A 24,247-nucleotide genomic window follows, 5' to 3' on the forward strand; every position below is an offset into this window, starting at 1 on the left:
GATCGATTCAGAACTTTCGCGCGTTGTCACGCCCTAATTCACCCGATTGCCCTGCTCATGGTGCGCTTGTGGCTGGCGGCCAGGACAAGCATGGGCCATTATGCCCCTCTTTTCCTTGTGGACGACAAGAGAGGGTCCCCATGCAAACGTACGGCGCCAAAAAAGTCGAGATGTTCATCGAGAAGCCGCAGCTCAAGCAGGTGATGAAGGTCATCGAGGACACCGGGGCGAAACGCTACACCGTCATTCCCGCGCTGGAAGGACGTGGCCTGGACGGCGCGTGGCACGACGACATGCCGGTCGATGCCCAGCACATGGTGCAGGTGGTGGTCTTGACCAGCGCCAAGAAGGCCGACGCGATCCTGGAGGGCCTGGCCCCGATCCTGGAAAGCTGGCCCGGGGTGGTCTGCGCTTCCGACATCCAGGTCATGCGCCCGGAGCGGTTCTGAGCCCGGCGCCGCCACGATCATATTTACACGTCTCCGCCGACGGTCGCGCGAGCCGACGGGGCGGCGCAAGACCCCTCCCCAATCCTCTCCGTGAACGGGGAGGGGTCCGGGTCGTGCCTAGTCCCTTTGCCAGACACCCACTCAACGCTGCGGGACAGGTGACAGACCCACACTGAGGACTGCTGGGGCGGCTGCCTCGACGGCCCTGGGCCGGGGATCCGGGCGGCCGGTTCATGGTACGCTTCGGCCCTGTTGACCACGCGAGGAGGACGGGACGATGCGATCCATCAGCGGCGCGATCCGGGCGGCCGGGCTGGTGGCCGGGCTGCTGGCCGTTTTGGCGGCGGGGCCGGCGGCGGCCGGCTTGATCGTCTTCACGACCCACGAGGACGGCGACAACCTGACCCAGGTCACGCCCCGTGAGGCGCTGAACACCGGGTCGTCCCTGACGCGGATCTTCCATGTGGTGGAGCACCACGGCGCGCCCGTGCGCCTGGACCGGGCGGGAATCGACAGCCGGCACCACGCGGGGGACGACCAGCCGGGGGATGAGCGGTTCGTGCTGCATACAGAAGGCCAACTGATCGCCAAGGAGGCGGTCAAGGCGGTGCGGATCGTCTTCGCCCTGTTCGACGTGTTCGACCGGCCCATGCGCACCCTCAGCCTGACGCTGGTGCGCGACATCGCCGCCGGCACGACCATCGACCTGACGGACGCGCGCATCTGGGAGGCCATCGACGACGCCCACCGGCACGAGGCGCGCGACCTGCTGACCGTCGTCTCGGCGGTGTCGTCGGTGCGTCTGGAGACCGGCACGGTGTGGTCGTGGAATTCCGAGGCCGTGGCCCGCGAAATGGCCCGGCTCGGCCTGGTGCATGGCGACGACCTGGAGGTCGCGCGGTAGAGGGCGGGCGCGCGGGGGGTCTCCCTCCGCTCTCGGCGCACAACCCGCTTGTCGGCAGTATGCTCTCAGCGTACAGTGCCCGGCCATGACCGCCGACCGCACGATCACCTTCGACCCGGCCAATCGTGATTTGTGCGAGCGTCTGGCCCGGGGTTCCGCCTCGGCGTTGGGATCCTCCGTCACCCGATTGCGCTGAGACCCGATAGACCTAGAACCCCATCATCGGCGCCACCATGCGCGGCAGCAGGCCATGGAAGCGTAGCGGCGCGTCGGTCGCCACCAGGCAGACGCACTCGTCGCCCGCCTCGGCGATCGGCTGGTGCTCCACCGCGCCGTCCAGCTCCGCCATGTCGCCCCGGGCGAATCGGCCCTGCTCATCGGTGTACGCGCCATGCAGCACGACGGTCAGCTCCAGCCCGGTGTGGCTGTGGTGCGGCATGACACGGCCCGGAGACAGGCGCAGCAGCCGGGCGGCATCCCTGGTCCGCCCGTTCGCCACCAGGTCGAGTTGGCGAATGCCCGGCCCCACCCACTGCCAGCGGGCGTGCGCCGGATCGCCGCCGACGTAGTCCAGCACCGGCGCCGGCAGGCGCAGACCGCCACCCGACGCCGCCCCGCGCGGCGCCTCACGGCGCGGTGGCGCGGCGGCCTCCGCCGTGGTCAGGCGCGCCAGCACGGCCGCCAGCGCGTCACCGCCCATGCGCGCCGGCGGGCTGTCATCCAGCAAGGCGCCGCCCATGGCCTCGGCCTCCGCGACGATGTCCCGGCAATCCGGGCAATACGTCAGGTGGGCCGCGACGACCAGGGACAGGGCCTCGCTGAGATGCCCGGCCGCATAGGCCAGCAACAACGCCTCGCTCGGATGGTGCTTGACGGTCATACCAACTCTTCTCCGACCATCGCCTTGACCTTGCGGAAGGCCAGGCGCAACCGTGACTTCACGGTGCCCAATGGAATGCCGAGGCGTTCTGCGATCTCGGAATGAGGAATATCCTCGTAGAACGACAGGGTCAGCACGCGGGCTTGGTCCTGCGGCAGCGTGGCCATGGCCTGACGGATGCGCGCCTGGGCCTGTGTCTTTGACATGTACGTTTCCGCCGACGGTTCCGGTTCAGGCGCCAGCAGGGGATCGTCCATGTCCGGCTCGGGCCGGCGCTCGCGGCGCAACACGTCAATGCGGCGGTTGCGCGCGATGGTGAAGATCCAGGTGCTGACCGCCGCCTTCGCCGGGTCGAACTGGGCCGCCTTGCGCCAGACCGTCAGCATGACGTCCTGGGCGAGATCCTCCGCCTCGCTTTCGGCGGCCCCCTGACGCATCAGGAACCCTTTCACGCGCGGCCCGAAATGCTCGAACAGCGAGACAAAGGCCGCCTGGTCCCGCTGATCCGCCACGGCCCGGACCAACCGGGCCAGGTGGTCGCCGTCCACTGTGATGTGTGTCATGAGCGCCCCCCCGTCGACGCCGTGGGTGTGCATCGCCGGCGGCCGACACGGTGCGGGGCGCGCGGTTTGATCTGAATGGTCACGCCTTGGGGCCGTTGCCACGTCTTCATCACTGACCTTTCATACGTCTGCAAAGGACATCGGATCACTGACCGATCACCATTCAGCCATCGCGCGAGGCCGATGGCCCGATGCCCTGGGCCCGCTCCCACTCTTCCCCTTTTTAGAAATCTACCAGGGCGTCCACGCCTTGGGTACCGGGAAGGTTCCGCCCTCGACTAATGGGGTATTTCGCCCGGAAACGGCTGCCGCGCCAGCCGCGCCGCGCGGGCGGACAGGGCTCCGCCTGCCCTGGGACCAGAGCCTACCGCGTTGGAAAACAGAAAGAAATGGTGGGGACCGCCGGCAAGCCCGCGTGGTCGGAACTGCCGGCGCCCCGGCCCCGGCAAGAGCCGCGCCAGCGCGTGGCGGCATCCCGGTGGAAGGGCGCGTGAGTTTCCTTAGTGTCCGATCGAGCGACTCGGGGATTCAAGGCGGGCTGCCGAGGACCTGGGGATCGCCCGCCAGCCCCTGCACTGGGGCTTGGTCGGTCGCGAGCGCTGTCGTGTTTCGTGCCACGCCATGCCGCCGGAAGAACCGACAGACCACGCCCGTCAGGGGGCGAGGGCAGCGACGCCGTCCCGGAACTCATCCGTGACGGCATTCGTCGCTGCACAGATTCTTGAATTCAGTATATCTATGACCCAGGCAAAGGATCGCACACCGCATCTTTTGCCTGCGTCATACCAACGGACAGAAGCGGTGACTCCTTACCCTGGGTCGGGCGGCGTGCCAATGCGGGCGATCCATCCCGGACCAGGACACGGAACCGGAAGTCCTTGCCATCACAATGGAATGTGTCCTGACGCGCGACGTCGAAGACAGCAAGAACTGGACCAGCGTATCCGCCGGATTTCACGGAGTCACACCGACTGGCGATTAGGCGCGGGGCCGTCTGTCCGCCAGCCAATCGCCTTCAGTCGCCCGCCACGCCCTCTACTCCGCCGCCATGTCGTCCGGGTCGGCGAAGCGGGCGGCGATGGCGCGCACGTCGTCCTCGCGCGCCACCAGGGCGTCGACGACCGCCGGGTCGAAGTGCGTGCCGCGCCCGTCGCGGATGATCTCCATCGCTTTCGCATGGGGGAACGCGGGCTTGTAGACCCGCTTGCAGATCAGCGCGTCATAGACGTCGGCCAGCGCCATGATGCGCGCGGCGACGGGGATGTCCTCGCCGGCCAGCCCCCGGGGATAGCCGCTGCCGTCCCATTTCTCGTGATGGCCGCCGGCGATGTCGCAGGCCAGCCGCAGGAACCCCAGGCTGTCCGCCGGCGCGTCGCCAGCCGCCGCCAGCAGTGCCTGCCGCCCCAGTTCGGCGTGCGTTTTCATCACCGCCATTTCGTCGTCGGTCAGCCGCCCCGGCTTCAGCAGGATGGCGTCCGGAATGCCCACCTTGCCGATGTCGTGCAGCGGCGCCGACTTGAACAGCAGCTCGATGGTGTCCGGGTCCAGCGCGGCGGCGAAGCGCGGATGGTTCGCCATCGCCTCGGCCAACAGGCGGACGTAATGCTGGGTGCGGCGGATGTGATTGCCGGTCTCGTTGTCGCGCGTCTCGGCCAGCGAGGCCAGGGCGCGGATGGTCACGTCCTGGGCCTGCACCACCTCGCGGGTGCGGGCCATCAGCTCGTCGGTGCGCTGGCGCACCTCGGCCTGGAGCGTGCGGTTGTAGTCCTCCAGGATGCGGCGCGCCCGGGTCAGGTCCAGGTGCGTGCGCACGCGCGCCATTGCCACGGCCGGAGAGATGGGCTTGCGCAGGAAATCCACCGCCCCCAGGGCCAGGCCCTCGGTCTCGTCCTCCGGTTCGCCCAGGGCGGTGATGAAGATGACCGGGATGGCGGCATGGTCCGGCATCCCCTTCAGCGTCCGGCACAGGGTGTGGCCGTCCATGCCCGGCATCATGACGTCCAGCAGGATCAGGTCCGGCGGCGGACCCAGCCGCAGGCGGCTCAGCGCCTGATGGCCGCTCTTGGCCACGGCCAGGCGATAGTCCGCCTCGAACAGATCCACCAGGACCTTGATGTTGACCGGCTCGTCATCGACGATCAGCAGCAGCGGCCGGGCGCCCGGCCGCGAGGCGTCACGGTCCATGTCACGACCCTCCGATCGGCATCAGCTCGCGTTCGACCGCCCGCAGCGCCTCCAGTGCGTCCTCGAAGTCGAACGCGCTGGCGGCCGATTGGACCTTGCGCACCTCGGCGCGGGCGCCGTCGGGAACCATCCGCGCCAGGGCCTCGGCATGGTCCTCGGCGGACGGATCGGCGGCCTGGAGCGCGGCCCGCACGGCGACGATGCGGGCCTCCAGGTCCGCCGCCGAAGGAGTGGCCAGCGCAGCGGACGCCATCGGCGCCGGCACCTCCTCCAGCGACAGGATGGCCCGCAACAGCGGCGACAGGGTGTCGGCCAGGCGGTCGACCGTGGTCTCTTGCGGGGCATCGCCCCGGGCCAGGATGGTTTCCAGGGTGCCGGCGCGGCGGGCCACCTCCATGGCGCCGATGGTGCCGGCCATGCCCTTGATCGAGTGGGCGATCTCGCGCGCCTCGGTCAGCCGGCCGGCCCTGACGGCCTGCCGCAGGGCCAGCATCTGCACGCCCTGGTCGCGGCCGAAATCGATCAACAGCCGCCGCAGCAGCGCCACGTCGCCGGACACCGATCGCAGCGCCTGACGCGCGTCCAACACATCCAGGATCTGCTTGTTCAGGCTCTGCAGGATGGCGGTTTCCGAAGCATCGTCGGTCGGCGCCGGCATGGACGGCCCCGGGGTTGCCTGATGGAGCCAGCGCGCCAGGGTCGAGAACAGCTCCGGCGGCTGGATCGGCTTGCCGATATGATCGTTCATGCCGCTGTCAAGGCAGCGCTCACGGTCGGTCGACGTGGCGTTCGCGGTCATGGCGATCACCGGCAGGTCGGTCAGGTCGGGGCGCGCGCGCAGGCGCCGCGTCGTCTCCAGACCGTCCAGCACCGGCATCTGAATGTCCATCAGCACCAGGTCGAAGACCTCTTCCCGCAACCGGTCCAGGGCCACCTGCCCGTTCTCGGCCACCGTGACCTCGATGCCCGCGCTGTCCAGCAGCCCGCGCGCCACCCGCTGGTTCAGCGCGTTGTCCTCGACCAGAAGGATCCGCGCGCCGGCCAGGGTGGACGGCGTGGGCCGGGTCGCGGCGGCGCTGGCACGCGTGGGCGCCCCGCGTCCGGTCAGGCGCAGCACGGCGCCGCGCAGCGCCCATTCGGTCACCGGCAGATCGAGACAGGCCAGGCTGGGCGACTCCCGACCCGGTCCCAGATCGCCGATCACGATCAGCGGCGGCCGGGTGCGGTCGAAGGCCAGGCGTTCGAACACCGGCCGGCCGGCGTCGTCGACCAGCGTCGTGTCGACGACCACCAGGCGCGGCGCGTCCCGTGTCACCGGCACCGGGTGGGCCTTGGCCAGGCGGGCTTCCAGCGCGGCGCCGCCGGTGACGGTCTCCACCCCCAGGTCCAGCCGCGCCAGCAGCACGGCGAGGGCCTCGCGCAGGCCAGTATCGGCGCAGGCGAGCACGACCACGGCCCCGCGCAGGTCCTCGGTCAGCGGCGAGACGCGCTGATCCGCGTCCACCTGGTTCAGCGGCACCCAGACCCGGAACACGCTGCCCTCGCCGGGCGTGCTGTCGACCTCGATGCGGCCGCCCATCATGGTCACGATCTGGCGGGTGATGGCCAGCCCCAGGCCGGTGCCGCCGAACCGGCGCGAGGTGGTGCCGTCGCCCTGGCTGAAGGCCTCGAACAGCCGCGCTTGTTGCTCGCGCGTCATGCCGATGCCGGTGTCTTGCACCTCGACGCACAGACGCGAGCCGCCCTCCGGCCGGTCGAGCCCCACGGAGATCGTCACCGCCCCCGTTTCCGTGAACTTGACGGCGTTACCGGCCAGGTTGATGAGGATCTGGCCCAGGCGCACCGGATCGCCCATGAGCTGATCCGGAACCGGCCGGTCCACGCGCAGATCCAGGGTCAACGCCTTCTCGCGCGCCTTCGGCCGGACCACCGTGATCATGGTGTGCAGCACCTCGGACAGCCGGAACGCCACATGCTCCAGGGTGAGCTTGCCGGCCTCGATCTTGGAGAAGTCGAGGATGTCGTTGAGGATGGCCAGCAGGTTCTGCGAGGCGTGGTCGATGTTCTCCAGGTAATCGCGCTGGCGCGGCGACAGCTCGGTCTGCAGGGCGAGGTGGGTCAGGCCGATCACGGCGTTCATCGGCGTGCGGATCTCGTGGCTCATGGTGGCCAGAAAGGCGCTTTTCGCCCGGTTCGACTGCTCGGCCTCGTTGCGGGCCTGTTCCATCGCCTCCTCGACCCGCTTGCGCTCCGAGATGTCGCGGAACACGCTCACCGAGCCGACGATGCGGTCGTTCTCGATCAGCGGCACGGCGGTCAGGGCGACGGGGAAGGTGCTGCCGTCGGCGCGCCGCACGCTGGCGCTGTCGGATCGATACGGCTCGCCCGCCTGAATGGATCGCTGGATCCGGCGCGCCTGGGCGGGTTCGTGCACCAACAGGTGAACGTCGCGGCCGAGCAGCCGTTCATGCGTCCAGCCGAGCAGGCGGGCCGCCTCGCGGTTGATGAACGTGCAGGTGCCGAGCGCGTCGACCGAATAGACGCCCTCGCCCAGGGCGTCGGCCAGGCTGCGCAGGAAGTGGTTGCGCTCGCGGAACCGCTCCTCGATCAGCTTGCGATTGGTGATGTCGGTGCGGATGGCGATGTGCTTGAACGGCCGGCCGGCGGCGTCGAGAAACGGAACGATGGTCGCCGAGACCCAGTAGAACCCGCCCGTCTTGGTGCGGTTCTTGACCTCGCCGTGCCAGACGCGCCCGGCGGAAATGGTCTCCCACAGGTCGGCGAAAAAGGCGGCGTCGTGCTCATCGGAGCGGACCACGCGGTGGTTCTGACCGATCACCTCGGCGCGGTCGTAGCCGCTGATGGCGCAGAACTTGTCATTGGCGTAGGTGATGGTGCCGTCGGCATCGGTGGCGGTGACGATGGCGTGCTGGTCGAGCGCGAACTTCTGGAACTCCAGGTCCCGCTGCACCTCGGCCAGGCGCCGGTTGGAGGCCCGCACCGACCGCGCCATCCACAGGCCCGTGATCACCACGAACAGGATCACCGCCGCCGAAAGACCGCCGCGCGCCAGTTGGAACGTGGTCCTGCGCTCCTGGATGTCGGCGGTCAAGGCGCTGAGGGTCCGTTGACTGCGCAGGAAGAGCCGGTTGGCATCGGCGCGCATCCCCGCGAACAGGGACGGCAAGGGCGCCACCGTGGCCGCCACCTCACGCTGCAACGCGGCGAAGGCCCGGGCATCGGCAATCGCGCCGGTGCGGGGGTCCAACACACCGTCCTTCCGCGTCCCCAGGGCCATGAGAACGTCGTTGACGCGCAGAACGTCGGTCAGCTTGGGATTGATCTCGCGGATATCCAGCACGTACTGGAACCCGGTCTTGCTGGCATCGTATGGAATACCGCGCCGCAGCACCCGGTCGCCGTCGACGGTGCGGTCAACGTCGCGCACGTACATCCCGCCGGTCTGCAACACCTGGAACGCCTCGCGCAGATCGTCGACGGTGTCGTGAAGCATCGCGTGGACGTGCGCCCGGCTGGTCTCGTCCGGGGCGGCGGCGGCCATGCGATAGGTCAGGGCTTCGGTGTGCTCCAGCCGCTGGATGATGGCCTCGCCGATCAGGACGCGATTGCGTTCGTTGTGCAACCGATCGTTCAGATCATCGATCAGGCGGGAAAACACCACCTCGGTCCCGACCAGGGCCAGGATACCCGCGACATAGACGGCAAACAGAACCATGATCGGACGAATCGACAGACCCTGAACCCGTCCGGACGCGGTTTCCGTCATCGTGGCCCTACTCCCCAAACCCATGTCCGCCGGTGTCGAGGAACCCGAACTCCCGCAGAATGGCCTGACCGCGCGGCGAGGCGGCCAAATCCATGAACTGGCGGGCGCGCTCCGGCTGGCGCGAGACCGTCAGCAGGTTCAGGGCCAGCGTTTTCGGCACCGCGACGTCGAGGTCCAGGTCGATCACGTCGACCCGCTCCCTGACGCCGGGTGTGAAGGCCGCCCCGCGCCAGTTCAGGATCACGTCGGCCGAGCCGTCGAGCAAGGCCCGCATCAGCCCGCGCGAGTCCGTCTCCGACACCGTGGCGTTGGCGGTCACCGCCTCGTACAGACCGCGCCGGGACAGGATTCGGCGGGTTTCCTGACCGATGCTGCTGGCCTCCGGACTGGCGATGACCACCGTTTTGGAGGGATCGGCCAGCGCTTCCAGACTGGGCGCGATCCCGTTGGGATTGCCCTTGAGCACGATCAGCGCGGCGACATTGAAGCCGATCCGCCGCGCCTCGCCCAGCAGACCGTCCGCCACGGTATCGTCGCGGTAGAAGAGGGATACGGGCAGATACAGGTCCCCGTCGCGGTTCGCCTTCAGCCCCTCATAAAGGGTCCGCGATGTCCCCGTGGTGACGACGACATGGGTCCCCGTCTCGTCCTCGAACTGCCTGGCAAGGATGGCAATGGGATGCGCCAGCGTCGTTTCGCAGGCGATTCGCAGGACGGGAACGTTGTCCACGCTGGCCTGCGCCTGATCGAAGTCGTCATCGCAGGCGCTCAGCATCAGCGCCAGAAGCCCCAATAGCAGCCCGGCCATGACCGGGCCGATCCGGACTCGTGTTGGGACTGACACGCTTGGCATGGACTTGGTTCTCCGACGGGCCGGCGCCTTCGCGCGCCGCTCATGCGACATTCGGTCAAGCAAGCCCGTCGGCCCGACCGCCGAGGGGTCCCGACCCGGAATAAGCCCTTACACCCCTTGCAGGGTCCAACTGTCGAGAATGGTACGCGCCATTGGCAAATACAAGTCGAACAGGGTGTGTTCGGCAGTATACGTCCAAAGATGTACGACGGTTGCCTTTGGGCGCGGTCGAACCACCGCCCATTGACGCATCAGGGGACGCATCAGCCCGTCCCGGCCGGCCCACTCGGCCACCAACTGCCGGCCCGCCGGCAGGTCGTCGCGCCCGCCGTCGGCGGCCCCTGGCGGGACCCGGAACAGCGTCTCGCGGATCACCCGCACCGAGTCGTACCGCGCGCGCAGGGTTTCGCGATGGGCGGCCAGCACCTCCACCGCCGAGCGCTCGGGATCGCCCGGCACCGGGGCCTCGCGGTTTTGCACCGCGACCGGCGCGAAGTAGGCGTCCGTGCCCTCGGGACCCGAGAAGACAACGGTATAGGGCTCGGGCGTGGTGACGATCCAGTCCGCCGGCACGCTCAGGTGATAGCCCCAGGTCTCCGGCGCGAACCGCTTGAGCGGCCCGACGGCGCGCGGCGGGGCGGGCTTGGGGCCGGGCGGGCGCGGCGACACCGCCGCCCGGGCGAGACCGGGAGACAGAATCACCGCGATGCCGAGCCCCGCGAACGCCCGCCGGGTTAATAGTCCTTGCGCCACATCACCCCCACCTCGCCCGCGCCCGAGCGCCGGGCCTTGCTTTCCACGCGAAAGCCGGCGCCCAGGTCGACCTCGACGTTGACCCCGCCCGCACCGGGATCAATGCCCTGTTCCACGCCGACGTAGACGTCCTCGCCCAGATAGGCGCCGGCCTCAACGCCCGGGCTGCCGCCTTCGCCGCCCTCGCCGACGCGCAGCACGTCCAGCCCCGTGGCCTGCCGGACCGTATCGAGCAGCCCGAGCCCCTGGCCGTCGCCGCCGACACCGGTGAACCCCGCCAGCGCCCGCGCAAGCTGCACCGTCTGCACGGCCGACAACTCGCCGCTGCGCTTGTCGAACAGGATGTGCGACAGAACCTCGTCGCGCGGCCGCGCCGGCGATGACTCCAGCACGATCTCCGGATCGCGGGCCGGCCCGCGCACGCCCAGGCGACCCTCCAGGTCCGTCGTTTCGTACAGGGCGATGACCTCCAGCAAGGGATTGATCGGCCGCCCGCCGGTGAACTGGATATGGCCCGTCTCGATCGTCAGCGTTCGGCCGATCACGTCGATCGTCCCGCGCGTGATGTCGATGGTGCCGGTGACGCGGGGCGCGGCGGCGGTGCCGCCGACCTTCAGGCGGCCCTGCCACTCGGAATCGAGCCCCTGGCCGGTGACGTAAACGCGGTTCGGCATCCGCACGGTGACATCCAGCGCCACGGGAAAGGCCGTGGTCCCGCCCCCGCCATCGTTGTCCGACGACGCGGCCGAGGCGCGCTCCAGCGCCGTCATGGCCGAGGTGTCGGGATCGTCGATCTCGACGGCATCGAGCGTCTGGACCGACGCACCGCCGCCAGCGGCCAGATTCACCCGCACCTCGCGGGTCTCCACCCACCCCGACAAAGCGCCCCGATCGCCCTCCAGATCCAGCGTCAGGTCGGCGTCGGCGCGGGCCTTCACCTCGTCGCGCCGCACCACCATGGCCTCGTTGAGCCGGGCGGAGACGGTGCCCACCGGGCCGCGTTCGGTCAGTTCGACATCGCCCTCGCCTTCCAGACGCCCGTTGCCGCCGTCCGTGCCCGACAATGACACCGACACCTGGTCCGTGCCGGCGGCGGTGGCCGTCACGGTCAGATCCTGCACCAGCGTGCCCGCCGTCAGGTGTTCATAGGTTCCTTTCGCCAGACGGGCGTCGGCCTCGATGGACGGCGCGGCGAGGGTGCCCGACACCACCGCGTGCAAGGTGAGATCGCCCGCCAGTCGATGCTCGACCAGGGGCAGCAGTTCCCACAGGCGGGCGACAGGACCCTCCCAGTCCACGCGCGCGGAGAGGGGCTGGTCGGCCGGGATGGGCGCGCCACCGCCCAGGGTCAGCGGCAGGTCGGCCTCGGCCTGGGCTGGTCGGTCAGCGAAGCCGGAGACCGTGGCCTCCGCCGTCAGCCGTCCACCATCGAGCCGGGCAGACGCCTCGGCGGCCAGGGCCGGCACAGTGTCGTTGGCCGCCAGGGCCACGTCGCGGACCGACAGCGTCACGCGGCCCGTGGGATTTGGCAGGCGTCCGCTCATCTCGGCGGTCAGATCCAGCCGCCCGGACAGACCCAGATCCGGCGCCACGAGTTCCGCCAGTGCCAGGGGCAGCGCCTCGGCCCGGGCCGCCACGTCCAGCGATTGGCCCGTCATGCCGCCTTGCAGGGTGAGGGTACCGTCGTCCACGGCGAGCGCGAGACGGTCAACCTGGGCGCCGCCCTCCAGCGTCAGGGTGGCGGGCTGGCGCAAGGTGACCGTGTGCCCGCCCGTTTCCAGGGACAGCTGGTCCAGTGCCACCGTGGGGGTCGCGCCGCCGCCGGCCTGAAGCCGAACCGCCGTCGTCAGAGTCAGCGGCCCGGTCGGCCCGCTGCCGGACAGCTCGGCGGTGGCGGACAGGCCGCTGATCGGACCGTCCACGCGAACCGTCAGGCGATCCCAGTCCACCGGCCCCGCCGCGCCATCTTCCGACGACACCGTGCCGGCCAGGGCGGGCGTGCCCAGCAGGTCGTCGGCCGTGAGGTCGAGCGCCATCGACCCCGTGGACACATCGGCGTCGGATAGGGTGAGCGAGCGGCCTTGCGCCGTCACCGTCGCCCGCTGCCGCCCCTCTTCGGCGGACAGGGTGACATCGGCGGACAGGCCGCCGGTCATGGGCGGCGCGCCCCAGGCCGCCAATCCGCCAGCGTCGTCCACCGCCAGCGTCAGGCGTCCCTGGCTGAGAAGCGTGGCGAGGTCAGTGGTCGCGGATCCGGTCACGGCGACGCCGGACCCCTGCACCCTCAGGTCGCGAAGCTCCGCCTTTGCATAGGATGGCAGAGCATAGGTCGCCGCGACCGTCACCGGTCCGCCCGGCCCGGTGCCCTTGACGTCCAGGGCGCCGGACGCCCCGCTGGCCACGGTGTCGGCGTTGGCCTTGACCGTGACATCGGTCCACGTCTGTTCGGCCACGGTAATCTCGGCGGAGCGCACGGTCGCCGTCACGTCCGGATTGCCCAGGGCGCCCGACCCGGTGGCGTCCAGTGTCGCCGCGCCGGAGACCGCACCGCCGGTCAACGGCCCGAGGTTGGCGACGTCGGCGGACAGCTTCGCGGACAGGGTCTTGAAATTCGCCGGCATCGACACGGCGCCGGTCGCCTGGATGTCCGTGCCGTCGAGGTCCAGAGCCTTGACCGACAGACCGGTGTCCGGATCAAAGGCGACCCGGCCCTGCAACGTCGGGTCCGGACCCAGCAGGGCATCGACCTGCTGGATCCCCAGGGCCGCATTCGAGAGCGTCAGCGTGGCGTCTCCCGACACCGCCAACGTGTCGTCCAGACGCACGCCGGAGACGCTCAGCCGGCCCGACCCGCTGGGGCTCAGCCCGCCCAGCACCGGCGTCAGCCGATCCAGACGCGTCAGGTCCAGATGCGCGTCGGTTTCGACGGACAGCGGCGAGGGCTCCACGACGCCGCTCGCCACCAGGGTCACGCCGCCATCGTCGGTAAGGGTCGCCTGGTCCAGGGTCAGGCGCGCGCTCTCAAGCGCATACGTGCCACGCACGGTCAGGTCGAGCGGATGGGGCAGCAAGTCGGCCACGACGCGTGGCACACGTGTGCCCAGGGGCTCGATCCGCCCCTCAAGCGTCAGGGCCACGCGATCAAAATCCAGCCCGGACATCCGGGCCGTCGCCGTGATGGCGGTGGGCGGCCCGTCGATCCGCCGCACCGCAAGACGCACATCAATGGCCTGCGGATCGTAGCCGTCGCCCTCGGCGATCAGATGCCCGTCGACGTCGAAAATCACCGGCTCGCCCACCACCGGCGCCCCCAGGGATATCCCATCCAGGTCAAGCTCTTTGAGAGTCACAAGGCCCAACAGTCGGGGATCGAACGGCGCGTCGTCCTGGGTCGGATCGGGATCGGACGGTGGGACCACCGGCACCCGCTCCACCGACAGTGCCGAGGCCTCAAGCCGCGTGACCGTCAGCCGCCGATCGAGCAGGCCCCAGGGGTCCCAGGCCAGGGCGATGCGGTCGGCCGCCAGCCACACGCCGTCCGCGTCGGCCACGGACAGGTCGACCAGGCGTGCCTCGAACGGAAGATCGCCCTCCAGCGCGCCCAGCCGCACGGTCACCGGGCTGGCCCCGTTGATCGCCTCCAGCGCCGTATCCTTCAGCCACGCCCGCCCGGCATCGGTGCGGAACAGCCACCCGGCCGCGCCGGCTGTTCCGACCAGGACAAGCAGGACCAGAATGGTCAGGACCGGCAGCACCCGGCGCCGGGAACGCCGGGGTTGCCGCGATCCCGATCCGGTGTCGCGGGGTGGACTTGGTCGATCTTTGGACTCGGGCATTCAAGCCGCCAACCCAGTTCCCTCGACGAAGGACGATGCGTCGGTGACCCGCGCCGAGTCAGAAGGGACGCACTATCACCATGGGCACGATGATCAGCATCATCAAGGTGGGCACCTCGTTCCAGACCCGATAGAAGGTGTGCGAGCGGGTGTTCTGATCGGCCGCGAACTCCTTGCGCCAGCGGGCATAAAGACCGTGACAGGCGAACAGGATGATCACCGCCAGAAACTTGACGTGGAACCAGCCGGACGTCAGCCAGGGTCCCCACAGGAGCAGGCCAGTCACCAACGCCACCACCAGCGACGGGTTCATGATCGCCTTCAGGAGGCGCCGTTCCATGACCTTGAACCGCTCGGACGTCGGCGAGCCCGGTTCCTCCATGGCATGATAAACATACAGGCGTGGCAAATAGAACAGCCCGGCCATCCAGGTAATAATACTGATGACGTGCAGAGTCTTGATCCACAAATAGTAATCGCCCAGGCCAAGAAGAGTCATGAAATCGAGATACTGCATTGAGTCATCCCCTCCACGCCATGCTGGTTCCGATCGCGGTGTGCCGCGTTCGCGCTCTCAAATTACGATTTCTGATCCTGGCCCGGGACATGCGGACACATGGCCCACTCGCCGCTGCACACCCGCGCCCCCACTTGTGAACACAGCCGCTCGCTGGCCGGTCCCGCCTCGATCAGGCAGCCGTCGCCGGCTTCCGGTTGGACCGCGCGCACGACAAGGTCGGCCAGTCCCGTGATGAAGGCATCGTGCGCCTGAACGGTCGGTACCCGCACGTAGGCCGGCACGCCGCGCTCCTCGGCCAGTTCGCCGTATTCCAGGTCCAGCTCGACAAGCGTTTCCGAATGCTCGGACACGAACGCCAGCGGCACCACGACCACCGGCACCCCGTCGCGGCCGGCCCGTTCGATCTCGGAATCGGTATCCGGGCCGATCCATTCCAGCGGCCCGACCCGGCTCTGGTAGCACACGACCCAGTCCAGGTCCGGAAGACCCATGGCCTCGACGATGGCCCTGGCCGTCATCTCCACCTGGCTCTGGTAGGGATCGCCCTTGTCGATGATGATCTTGGGCAGGCCGTGGGCCGAGAACAGCACGCGCGGCGGCCCGTGCTCCCGCGCCTTGTCGACCCCGGCCTTGGTCAGGTCGGCCAGAGCGGAAACAAAGCCCGTTTCGGTCGGATAGCAACAGATCGTATACGTCTTGGCCTTCAAACCCCGGGCCTCGGCCGTGCGCACCCACATGTTCAGGGACGAGCCGCTGGTCGAGCTGGAATACTGCGGGTACAGCGGCAGCAGAATCACGGTGTCCGGCCGGAACGCCTTGACCTGGTCCACGGCGTCCCTGGTCATCGGATGCCAGTAGCGCATGGCCATGAACACGCCGACCTCGTCGGCGACCCCACGCCCCTCCAGCGCCGCCTTGAGCGCCTCGGTCTGCGCCTCGGTCTGCTCGACCAGGGGCGAACGTCCGCCGATGCGCTCGTAGATGGCGCGGGCGATGGGCGCGCGGCGGGCGGACACGACCTTGGCCATCAACCAGCGCGGAACAGTCGGCAACCCCACGATGGCCGGATCGTTGAACAGATTGAACAGGAAGGGCTTGACGGACTTCAGACTGTCCGGCCCCCCCAGGTTGAAGACGACGACCGCCAGACGACTCATGACCACTCCCGCACATCATGGTCCCGCCGCACCGGGACCGTCTTCCTGCCCGACATCTCAGACATCGGTCGGGCGCGGCGCATTCCGGATCCGCTCCATCATCCGCGCCACGTTGTCCGGCGGGGTTCGCGGCACGATGCCGTGCCCGAGATTGAAGATATGCGGCCGGCGTCCGCACAGGGTGGCCAGGACATGGTCCGTGGCGGCGTCCAGGGCCTCGCCACCGACCACCAGATGGATCGGATCCAGATTGCCCTGGGTCACGGCCTTCGGCTGCACGACCTCCGCCGCCCAGTCGCACGGCACGGACGTATCGAGCCCCACGGCCGTTACACCGGTTTCCTCGATGAAGCGGGGATACAACGCGCCCGCCCCACGCGGGAACCCGATCACCGGCACGCCCGGGCGTTCCGCCTGGATGCGCCGCGTCAGTCGGCCGATGGGATCGGCCACCCACCGCATGAAATCGGCTTCCGGCAGCGCCCCTGCCCAGGTGTCGAAGATCTGCACCGCCTCGGCGCCGGCGTCGATCTGGGCGATCAGGTAGTCCCCCGTGGCCTGCACCAGCGTGTCGATCAGTCGCCCGAACAGATCGGGCCGGCCATAGGCCCAGGTCTTGGTGGTGGCGAAGTCCTTCGAACTGCCGCCCTCGATCATGTACGTGGCCACCGTCCACGGCGCCCCGGCGAAACCGATCAGCGCCGTGGTCTCCGGAATCGCCTTGGACAGGCCACTGACCGTCTCGAAAACGGGGCGCATGTGATCGAGCACCCGGCCGATGTCGAGCCGCGCCAGATCGGCCTCGTCCTTCAGGGCCTCCAGGACCGGCCCCTCGCCTTCGCGGAACGCCACGTCCTGGCCCAGCGCGTGCGGGATCACCAGGATATCCGAGAACAGGATCGCGGCGTCGAACCCATAACGGCGCAGCGGCTGCAACGTGACCTCGACGGCCAGATCGGGCGTATAGCACAGATCGAGGAACCCGCCCGCCGTCTCCCGGGTCGCCCGGTATTCCGGCAGGTATCGGCCCGCCTGGCGCATCAGCCAGACCGGGGGCGGCCACACGGCCTCGCCGGCCAGGGTGCGCAGGAAGGGCTTGGGAGACGAAGCGGCAGTGGACTCGGACACGAAGCGGACTCCAGCGAAGGGAACGCGAAACCCATGGCGGGCACGGCTCAAGCGCCTGGGAGCCGACCCGTCGGGGACCCTCCTTCTAAACATAGAAAAGAAGAATTGAAAGGGATGGTGAGGTTGTTGGAGGGGGGGATCCTGGGGATTCATGGCTGTCCGACAGCCATCCCAAACCGGGCGGGGGGTCGGCCGGGCTCCGGGTGTGTCTGGGGACAGGTCTGGGGACAACCGGCGCGGTATCGCGGAGTCGGGCCTTGAAGTCGCAGGCGCGGGGCGGGGCGTCGTAAAAATGGGGAGAGCGGGGATAAGCCGCGGACCGGGCCATCGCCATCCCCAGCATTCACGGGGCTGTGAGTCATTTGTCCGCCTGCGGATAACCGAGGGGTGACCGCGATGGGAAAAACGCGGTACAAATCGGGGCCTGCCGCCGCGATGCGGTTTACCCCCATCGTCCCTCGCCGATCCACAGGGTTATCCCGGGACTCGGTGACCGGTTCCTCGCTGTTTACGGACATGCCGCCCCGTCGGATCTCGGGCGCGGCGGTGTGCCCCTCGCGTCCTGTCGTCTTCGTTTTCGTCTGTCGGAGTCGGGTGCCGTCGTGACCGACTATCATCTCCATCTGGTGTCCGATGCCACGGGCGAGACGGTCAGCAGCGCCGTGCGGGCGTGCCTGGTGCAGTTCGACGTCATCCCCAATGTGCACCAGCACCTGTGGTGGCTGGTGCGGACGCCGGGCCAGATTCGCCGCCTGATCGAGGGGATCGAGAACAATCCCGGCGTGGTTCTCTTCACGCTGGTGGATCCCGAGGTGCGCGCGGTGCTGGAGGATGCCTGCCGCGAGTTGAACGTGCCGTGCGTGTCCATCCTCGATCCGGTGATGAACACGCTGAAGCACTACTTCCAGGCGGAATTCCGCACCGATCCCGGCCGCCAGCATACCCTCGACGACGCCTATTTCCGGCGCATCGATGCCATTCACTACACCCTGGCGCACGATGACGGGCAGCTTCTGGAGGGCCTGGAGGACGCGGATGTCGTCGTGCTTGGGGTCTCGCGCACGTCCAAGACGCCGACGTGCATGTACCTGGCCAACAAGGGCTTCAAGGCCGTCAACATCCCGCTGGTGCCGGATATCCCGGTGCCGGATCAGGTGCTGGCGCTCAAGGGAGGGCAACCCCTCGTCGTCGGCCTGACGCGGGAACCCAAGAGCCTGTCCGACCTGCGGCGAAACCGTTTGCGCGTCATGCACGAGCCGGTCGACAGCGACTACGCCAACGAGGAGTTGGTGCGGGCCGAGGTGGCGCGGGCACGGCGGTTGTTCGCGCGCCGGGGGTGGCCGGTCATCGATGTGACGCGCAAGTCGATCGAGGAGGTCGCGGCCGGCATCATTCAACGCATCCAGCGCAACAAGGGAGCGTTCTGGTGACACCGGTGCCGTTGCTTCTCGCCTCGGGCAGCCCGACCCGGCGGGCCATGCTGGCCAACGCGGGCGTGCCCGTAACGGCGGTCGAACTGCCGGATGTGGATGAATACGCGGTGCGAGATGCATCGGGCGGATTTGATGTCACGACAGATGAGGTTGCGGCCACCCTGGCGTACTGCAAGGCGATGGCCGTGTCGCTCCAGCGTCCTGAAACACTGGTCCTCGCGGCCGACCAGATGCTGGAGACGGCGGACGGGTGTCGTCTGGACAAGCCCTTGGACCGGGAAGACGCGCGGGCGCAGTTGATCCGGTTGCGCGGAACCACGCACCGGCTGGTCTCGGCCGCCGTGCTGATGCGAGACGGCGCGGTGGTCTGGGAGGGGATCGACGCCGCCAGTCTGACGATGCGAGACTTCTCGGATGTGTTTCTGGAGACGTATCTGGACACTGTCGGTGATGATGTGACCGGAACGGTTGGCGGTTACCGGCTGGAAGGTCCGGGGGTTCAACTCTTCTCCCGGGTGGAGGGCGATGTGTTCACCGTGCTCGGTCTGCCGTTGCTGCCGCTGCTGGAGGCTTTGCGGACGTTGGATGTGATTGACGAATGAGCGGGGCCAACGACAACACACCCTTGTCCGGCGCCGCCACCGGTCTGTTGCTCAGTGGCGCGGCGCGGGTGGCGGGCGTCATCGGCTGGCCGGTGGCGCATTCCCGGTCGCCGCGCCTGCATGGCCACTGGCTGCGGACGTATGGCGTTGACGGAGCCTATGTTCCCCTGGCCGTGGCACCAGGCACGGCCGAACGGGCGATCAGGGCCTTGCCGGCGCTGGGGTTTGCCGGGGCCAACGTGACCGTGCCGCACAAGGAGATCGCGGCCCGCGTCTGCGACGAATTGACCGATCAGGCCCGACGCATCGGCGCCGTGAACACGCTGATCGTGGATCACGGACGGCTGGTGGGCGACACGACGGACGGCTTCGGCTTTCTGGAGAACCTGCGCCAGCATCGGCCGGACTGGCGCGCGGCGGCGGGGCCGGCCGTGGTGCTCGGCGCCGGCGGATCCGCCCGCGCGGTCTGTGCCGCCCTGCTGGATGCCGGCGTGCCCGAAATCCGCCTGCTGAACCGGACCGTCAACAAGGCCGAAGCCGTGGCGGATGCTCTGGGTGGGCCGATCCGCTGCGCGCCGCTGTCCGAAAGTGGGCGGGCCATGATGGACGCGGCCCTTCTGGTCAACACGACGGTGCTGGGAATGCAGGGACAGCCCCCGTTGGATCTGAACCTGGACTCGCTGCCGGCCGGCGCGGAGGTGACTGATCTGGTCTATGCGCCTCTGGAAACATCCTTGCTGGCGGCGGCGCGCGAGCGCGGCAATCCGGTGGTGGACGGCCTCGGAATGCTGCTGCATCAGGCCCGGCCGGGCTTCAAGGCGTGGTTCGGCGTCGATCCCGAGGTGACGGACGCGCTGCGCCGGGTAGTGCTTGATGGCTGAGGGTTTCCGGATCCGTGGCGCGTCGCGGCGGTGTCTTCGGCACGGTCCGCGTCTGGGCGGGCGGCGTATGACCGTGCTCGGATTGACCGGCTCTATCGGCATGGGCAAGAGCACGGCGGCGCGTATGATGCGCCGCCTGAACGTGCCGTGCCACGACGCCGACGCGGTGGTGCATCGGCTGCTGGGACCGGGCGGCGCGGCGGTGGCCGAGGTGGCGGCGGCGTTCCCCGGTGTGGTCGAGGACGGCCGCGTGAATCGACAGGCCCTGGGCGCACATGTGTTCGGCGACGCCGATGCCCTGCGCCGCCTGGAGGCGATCCTGCATCCGCGCGTGCGCGCGGCCGAGCAGACGTTTCTGCGCCAACAGGCGTTGGCCCGCCGGTCCCTGGTGGTGCTGGACGTGCCGTTGTTGTTCGAAACCGTTGGCGAGCGGCGCTGCGATCTTGTCATGCTGGTCACCGCCCCGGCCTTTCTTCAGGCGCAGCGTGTTCTGGGCCGCGCGGGGATGACACGGCAGCGACTCGACCAAATCCGGGCCAAACAGATGGCGGAACCGGAAAAACGACGCCGCACCGACATCGTCGTCAACACCGGGCTCGGCATGGCGCCGGCCTATCGCACGGTGCGGCGGTTGGTGCGTGATCTGCGCGACAGGAGGGCTCGCCGATGACCCGCGAAGTGGTGCTGGACACCGAGACCACCGGGTTCAAGCCGGACGAGGGCGACCGGATTGTCGAGATCGGCGCCCTGGAACTGATCAACCACATGCCGACCGGCAAGACCTTTCACAGGTACATCAACCCGGAACGCGATATGCCGCCGGATGCCGCGCGGGTGCACGGCCTGACCGAGGACTTCCTGGCCGACAAGCCCCTGTTCGCCGACATCGCGGACGAGATGCTGGCGTTTTTCGCGGATTCGAAGCTGGTGATCCACAACGCTCGCTTCGACATGGGGTTTCTGAACGCCGAGTTGGCGCGGCTCGGCCGCGAGCGGCTCGACCCCGATCGAGCCATCGACACCGTGCAGATGGCACGCCGCAAATACCCGGGCGCGCCGGCCTCGCTGGATGCCTTGTGCAAGCGCTTTGGGGTCGAGAACGCCCACCGCACGTTGCATGGCGCCTTGCTGGACAGCGAACTGCTCGCCGAAGTGTACCTGCACCTGATGGGCGGGCGCGAGCCGGGCCTGCGGCTGGCGGGACAGGGGCCGGACAGTGATGAAAACGTGGACAGGGTATCGCCGGTGGCGGACCGCCCGGTTCGTCCGCCGCGTCCGCACCAGGAAACCGAGGCCGAACGGGCGGCGCACACGGCGTTCCTCGCCCGCCTGAAGAACCCGATCTGGACTCGGGGGGAGGACCATGCCTGAGGCGCCCTGGCCGGACAGGCCTGAGATCGGCGTCGTGGCCCGGGTCGCGGGGGAATGACCAAGGACCAAGCGGAACGTCCGCGCCTCGACCAACTGCTCGTCGATCGGGGGCTTGTCGAGAGCCGCGCCCGCGCCCAGGCGCTGGTCATGGCCGGCCTGGTGTTCTCCGACACGCGCCGGCTGGACAAGCCGGGCCAGCGCGTGCGGGACGATCTTCCCCTGACCGTCAAGGGACAGGACCACCCCTGGGTGTCGCGCGGTGGCCTGAAGCTGGTCAAGGGCCTGGAGCACTTCGGGCTCGACCCGGCCGGGTGGGTGTGCGTGGACGTGGGCGCGTCGACCGGCGGCTTCACCGACGTGCTGCTGAGCCAAGGGGCGGCGCGGGTCTATGCCGTGGACGTGGGCTATGGGCAACTGGCCCATAAGCTGCGCGTCGATGATCGCGTGGTGGTGCTGGAACGCACCAACGCCCGCCACCTGACGGCGGAACTCGTGCCCGAACCGGTCGACCTGGTGGTGTGCGACGCCAGCTTCATCGGCCTGCGCACGGTGCTGCCGGCGGCGCTGGATCAGGTCCGGCCGGGCGGCGCGCTGGTGGCGCTGATCAAGCCGCAGTTCGAGGTGGGCAAGGCGCGCGTCGGCAAGGGCGGCGTGGTGCGCGACCCGGCGCTGCACGCCGAGGTGTGCGAGACCATCCGCGCGTGGCTGGCCGAGCGGCCGGGCTGGAGCGTGCTGGGTGTGACCGACAGCCCCATCCATGGTCCCGAGGGCAACGCCGAATTCCTGATCGGGGGGCGCAGAGTGGCCGGCGGGTAAGGGCCCGACGCGGAAACGTGACTCGTCATTGCGAACCCTCGTCGCAAGACGAGGGTGAAGCAATCCAGGGCGTAAAGCGAAAAAAACCGCTCTGGATTGCTTCGTCGCGACGCTCCTCGCAATGACGAGCACAAGCCGCCCCATCCACCGGGCGCCGTGCCAGGCTCCGCGCCACCAACGGCCCGCTGACCGGACCGGAGCCGACGCGCGTCTTGCGGACACTCGAGGGGCCTCCTATAAACGGGCGCGACCGCGCCGTCGCGCCGTTCCACCTCCGGCCCAAGGTTCCATGATCGCTCCGGCCTCCGAGCCCGTTGCTCCCCACGCGACTGACGCCCGCCCCGATGCCCGACCCGGCGCCGAGGACGTGGCGGCGTGGCGCCGGGCCGTGGCCGGGTCGCGGGTCCGGGAGTCCTGGAGCGGGCGGCTGCCGCCGGCCGAGGACCGGCTCGGCTTCCGGGTGGTGGTTGACGTGGGCTGCATGGGGGACGCCGACGCCCTGGCCGCGTTCGTGGACAGCCTGCGCGCGCAGATCCTTCCGGAGTGGTCGCTGGTCTTCGTGCGCCGCGCCGACGCCTCGCCGCCGGACGCTGAGATGGCCGACGTCATCGCGCATTACGCCCGCATTGATGGGCGGGTGTCCGGCGCGGTTCTGGCACTGATGGGACCGCAGGTGCACAAGGCGCTTGACCCGGAGGCGGCCCCGCTGACCCTGCTGGTCGACCGCCCGGGACGGCTGGAGCCGGCGGCCCTGGCCGCCCTCGCTGAGCGCTTCGCCGCGACGCCGACGACCGCCCTGGTCTACGCCGACGAAACGGCCGAGGACGAGGCGAGTGGTCCGGCGCGCGCCCACCAGATGCTGTGCAAGCAGCCGTGGGACGCGCATCTGGCCCTGACCCGTGACCTGTTCGGCGCGTTGAAGGCGATCCGCAGTCCCTTGGCCGTCAACGCCTGCGTCGACCGTGAGTCCGGCACCGGGCCGGCGTGGTTCTATGCCCATGCCCTGCGCGCCGCCGAGATGCTGCGGACCGACCAGATCCGCCACGTGGCCGAGCCGTTGTTCCGGCGCGCCGGCGATCCGTTTCCCGACGTGGCTCGCGACGCCGGCGAACGCGCGGCCGTGCAAGAGGCGTTGATCCGCCGCCGCCGCGCGGCGCAGGTTGTCGCGGTGGCCACGGGTCTGCGCCGCGTGGTGCCGACGCCCACGGTTTGGCCGGCCGTGTCTGTCATCATCCCGACCAAGGACAAAGTCGATTTCCTGCGCCGCATCGTGACCGGCCTGCTGGACGACACCGACTATCCGGCGCTGGACATCACCATCATCGACAACCGCAGCGAAGAGCCTGAAACGCTCGCGTATCTCGAAGCGATCGACGCGCACGGCGACGTCCGCATCCTGCGGATTGACGAGCCCTTCAACTTCGCGCGCCTGAACAACCTCGCCGCCGCCCGGGCGCAGGGCGATGTGCTTCTGTTCCTCAATAACGACACCGAGGTCGTGCACCCCGACTGGCTGCGCGAAATGGTAGCCCATGCTTTGCGGCCCGAAGTCGGCGCTGTCGGCGCCCTGCTGTCCTACCCGGACGGGCGCATCCAGCACGCCGGTGTCATGATGGGCGCGGACCAGGGGCTCGTCGGGCACCTGGGCGTGCTCATGGACGACACCTGGATCGCCGACGGCCCCGGCGCCACCGAGCGGCCGGTGAGCGCGGTGACCGCCGCGTGCCTGGCGATCCGCGCCGACGTCTACCGCGCCATGGGAGGATTCGACGAGGCATTCACTGTCGCCTACAACGACGTGGACCTGTGCCTGCGCCTGCGGCGGGCCGGATACGCCGTCGTCTGGACGCCGGGCGCTCGCCTCGTCCACCATGAATCCGTCAGCCGCACCGACGACCGCCGGTCCGGCAACCGGGACCGCGCCATGGTGGAGGAACGCGGCCTGATCGCACGCTGGGGGGTCACGCTGCAAGACGACCCGTTGCAACCGCCTGCGTTTGAACTCGCGACGCCCGGGTGGGTGCGCGGCGCCGTGCCACGCTGCCCCCATCCGTGGCTTGCCGCACGCTGAACGGGAGCCGACCGGCCAGGCACCCTGATTGGCGCCGCCGTCGGCGCGGCCCAACGTGT

The 24,247-nt window shown here is 69.2% G+C and carries 19 protein-coding genes; 9 read left to right on the forward strand and 10 right to left on the reverse strand.

Annotated elements, in window-relative coordinates:
- Nucleotides 1-140: 140 nt before the first annotated feature.
- Nucleotides 141-449 (forward strand): hypothetical protein, encoded by a 309-nt coding sequence (locus tag Q0309_RS03220; protein ID WP_299437392.1) that lies wholly within the window; start codon nt 141-143, stop codon nt 447-449.
- A gap of 277 nt (nt 450-726) precedes the next feature.
- Nucleotides 727-1,353 carry a hypothetical protein gene (locus Q0309_RS03225; RefSeq protein ID WP_299437394.1) on the forward strand — a complete coding sequence of 209 codons (627 nt, stop codon included), beginning with the start codon at nt 727-729 and terminating at the stop codon, nt 1,351-1,353.
- A 208-nt stretch (nt 1,354-1,561) separates the two neighbouring features.
- Here the strand turns inward: Q0309_RS03225 and Q0309_RS03230 are convergent, their stop codons facing one another.
- The 10 genes from Q0309_RS03230 to hemE all read right to left on the reverse strand — a co-directional run bounded on the left by Q0309_RS03230 (nt 1,562) and on the right by hemE (nt 17,014).
- A complete protein-coding gene (locus Q0309_RS03230) occupies nt 1,562-2,233 on the reverse strand; it encodes a ChrR family anti-sigma-E factor (RefSeq protein ID WP_299437396.1) in 672 nt (223 codons plus the stop codon).
- Nucleotides 2,230-2,796 (reverse strand): sigma-70 family RNA polymerase sigma factor, encoded by a 567-nt coding sequence (locus Q0309_RS03235; RefSeq protein ID WP_299437398.1) that lies wholly within the window; start codon nt 2,794-2,796, stop codon nt 2,230-2,232. Before Q0309_RS03235 ends, Q0309_RS03230 begins: the two co-directional genes overlap by 4 nt.
- A 1,035-nt stretch (nt 2,797-3,831) precedes the next feature.
- Complete coding sequence (locus Q0309_RS03240) at nt 3,832-4,980, reverse strand: two-component system response regulator (protein ID WP_299437400.1); 1,149 nt, start codon at nt 4,978-4,980, stop codon at nt 3,832-3,834.
- Nucleotide 4,981: 1 nt separating this feature from the next.
- Complete coding sequence (locus Q0309_RS03245) at nt 4,982-8,767, reverse strand: PAS domain S-box protein (RefSeq protein WP_299437402.1); 3,786 nt, start codon at nt 8,765-8,767, stop codon at nt 4,982-4,984.
- A gap of 7 nt (nt 8,768-8,774) precedes the next feature.
- A complete protein-coding gene (locus tag Q0309_RS03250; protein ID WP_299437404.1) occupies nt 8,775-9,575 on the reverse strand; it encodes a substrate-binding domain-containing protein in 801 nt (266 codons plus the stop codon).
- 153 nt (nt 9,576-9,728) lie between these two features.
- On the reverse strand, nt 9,729-10,322 hold the full coding sequence (locus tag Q0309_RS03255) for a hypothetical protein (protein ID WP_299437406.1): 594 nt from the start codon (nt 10,320-10,322) through the stop codon (nt 9,729-9,731).
- A gap of 32 nt (nt 10,323-10,354) precedes the next feature.
- The gene (locus Q0309_RS03260; RefSeq protein ID WP_299437408.1) at nt 10,355-14,209 is read right to left on the reverse strand and encodes a translocation/assembly module TamB domain-containing protein; all 3,855 of its coding nucleotides are present in this window, start codon (nt 14,207-14,209) and stop codon (nt 10,355-10,357) included.
- A gap of 58 nt (nt 14,210-14,267) precedes the next feature.
- Nucleotides 14,268-14,726 carry a protoporphyrinogen oxidase HemJ gene (hemJ, locus tag Q0309_RS03265; RefSeq protein ID WP_299437410.1) on the reverse strand — a complete coding sequence of 153 codons (459 nt, stop codon included), beginning with the start codon at nt 14,724-14,726 and terminating at the stop codon, nt 14,268-14,270.
- Nucleotides 14,727-14,788: 62 nt separating this feature from the next.
- Nucleotides 14,789-15,886 carry a ferrochelatase gene (hemH, locus tag Q0309_RS03270; RefSeq protein WP_299437412.1) on the reverse strand — a complete coding sequence of 366 codons (1,098 nt, stop codon included), beginning with the start codon at nt 15,884-15,886 and terminating at the stop codon, nt 14,789-14,791.
- Between the two features lie 57 nt (nt 15,887-15,943).
- Nucleotides 15,944-17,014, reverse strand: a complete 1,071-nt coding sequence (hemE, locus tag Q0309_RS03275) for a uroporphyrinogen decarboxylase (RefSeq protein ID WP_299437415.1) — start codon at nt 17,012-17,014, stop codon at nt 15,944-15,946.
- A 602-nt stretch (nt 17,015-17,616) separates the two neighbouring features.
- On the opposite strand from hemE, the gene Q0309_RS03280 reads away from it, so the two are divergent.
- From Q0309_RS03280 to Q0309_RS03310, 7 genes are all read left to right on the forward strand, one after another.
- Nucleotides 17,617-18,444 (forward strand): pyruvate, water dikinase regulatory protein, encoded by an 828-nt coding sequence (locus Q0309_RS03280; protein ID WP_299437417.1) that lies wholly within the window; start codon nt 17,617-17,619, stop codon nt 18,442-18,444.
- A 5-nt stretch (nt 18,445-18,449) separates the two neighbouring features.
- On the forward strand, nt 18,450-19,049 hold the full coding sequence (locus Q0309_RS03285; RefSeq protein ID WP_366940557.1) for a Maf family protein: 600 nt from the start codon (nt 18,450-18,452) through the stop codon (nt 19,047-19,049).
- Between the two features lie 47 nt (nt 19,050-19,096).
- A complete protein-coding gene (locus tag Q0309_RS03290; protein ID WP_299437447.1) occupies nt 19,097-19,930 on the forward strand; it encodes a shikimate dehydrogenase in 834 nt (277 codons plus the stop codon).
- 67 nt (nt 19,931-19,997) lie between these two features.
- Complete coding sequence (gene coaE, locus Q0309_RS03295) at nt 19,998-20,600, forward strand: dephospho-CoA kinase (RefSeq protein ID WP_299437419.1); 603 nt, start codon at nt 19,998-20,000, stop codon at nt 20,598-20,600.
- Complete coding sequence (dnaQ, locus tag Q0309_RS03300) at nt 20,597-21,301, forward strand: DNA polymerase III subunit epsilon (protein ID WP_299437421.1); 705 nt, start codon at nt 20,597-20,599, stop codon at nt 21,299-21,301. Before coaE ends, dnaQ begins: the two co-directional genes overlap by 4 nt.
- Nucleotides 21,302-21,355: 54 nt before the next feature.
- Nucleotides 21,356-22,117: a TlyA family RNA methyltransferase gene (locus tag Q0309_RS03305; RefSeq protein ID WP_299437423.1), complete on the forward strand. Its 762-nt coding sequence runs from the start codon at nt 21,356-21,358 to the stop codon at nt 22,115-22,117.
- A 289-nt stretch (nt 22,118-22,406) separates the two neighbouring features.
- Complete coding sequence (locus Q0309_RS03310; protein WP_299437425.1) at nt 22,407-24,188, forward strand: glycosyltransferase family 2 protein; 1,782 nt, start codon at nt 22,407-22,409, stop codon at nt 24,186-24,188.
- Nucleotides 24,189-24,247: the final 59 nt, after the last annotated feature.

Source organism: uncultured Rhodospira sp., assembly GCF_937138205.1.
Classification (GTDB): domain Bacteria; phylum Pseudomonadota; class Alphaproteobacteria; order Rhodospirillales; family Rhodospirillaceae; genus Rhodospira.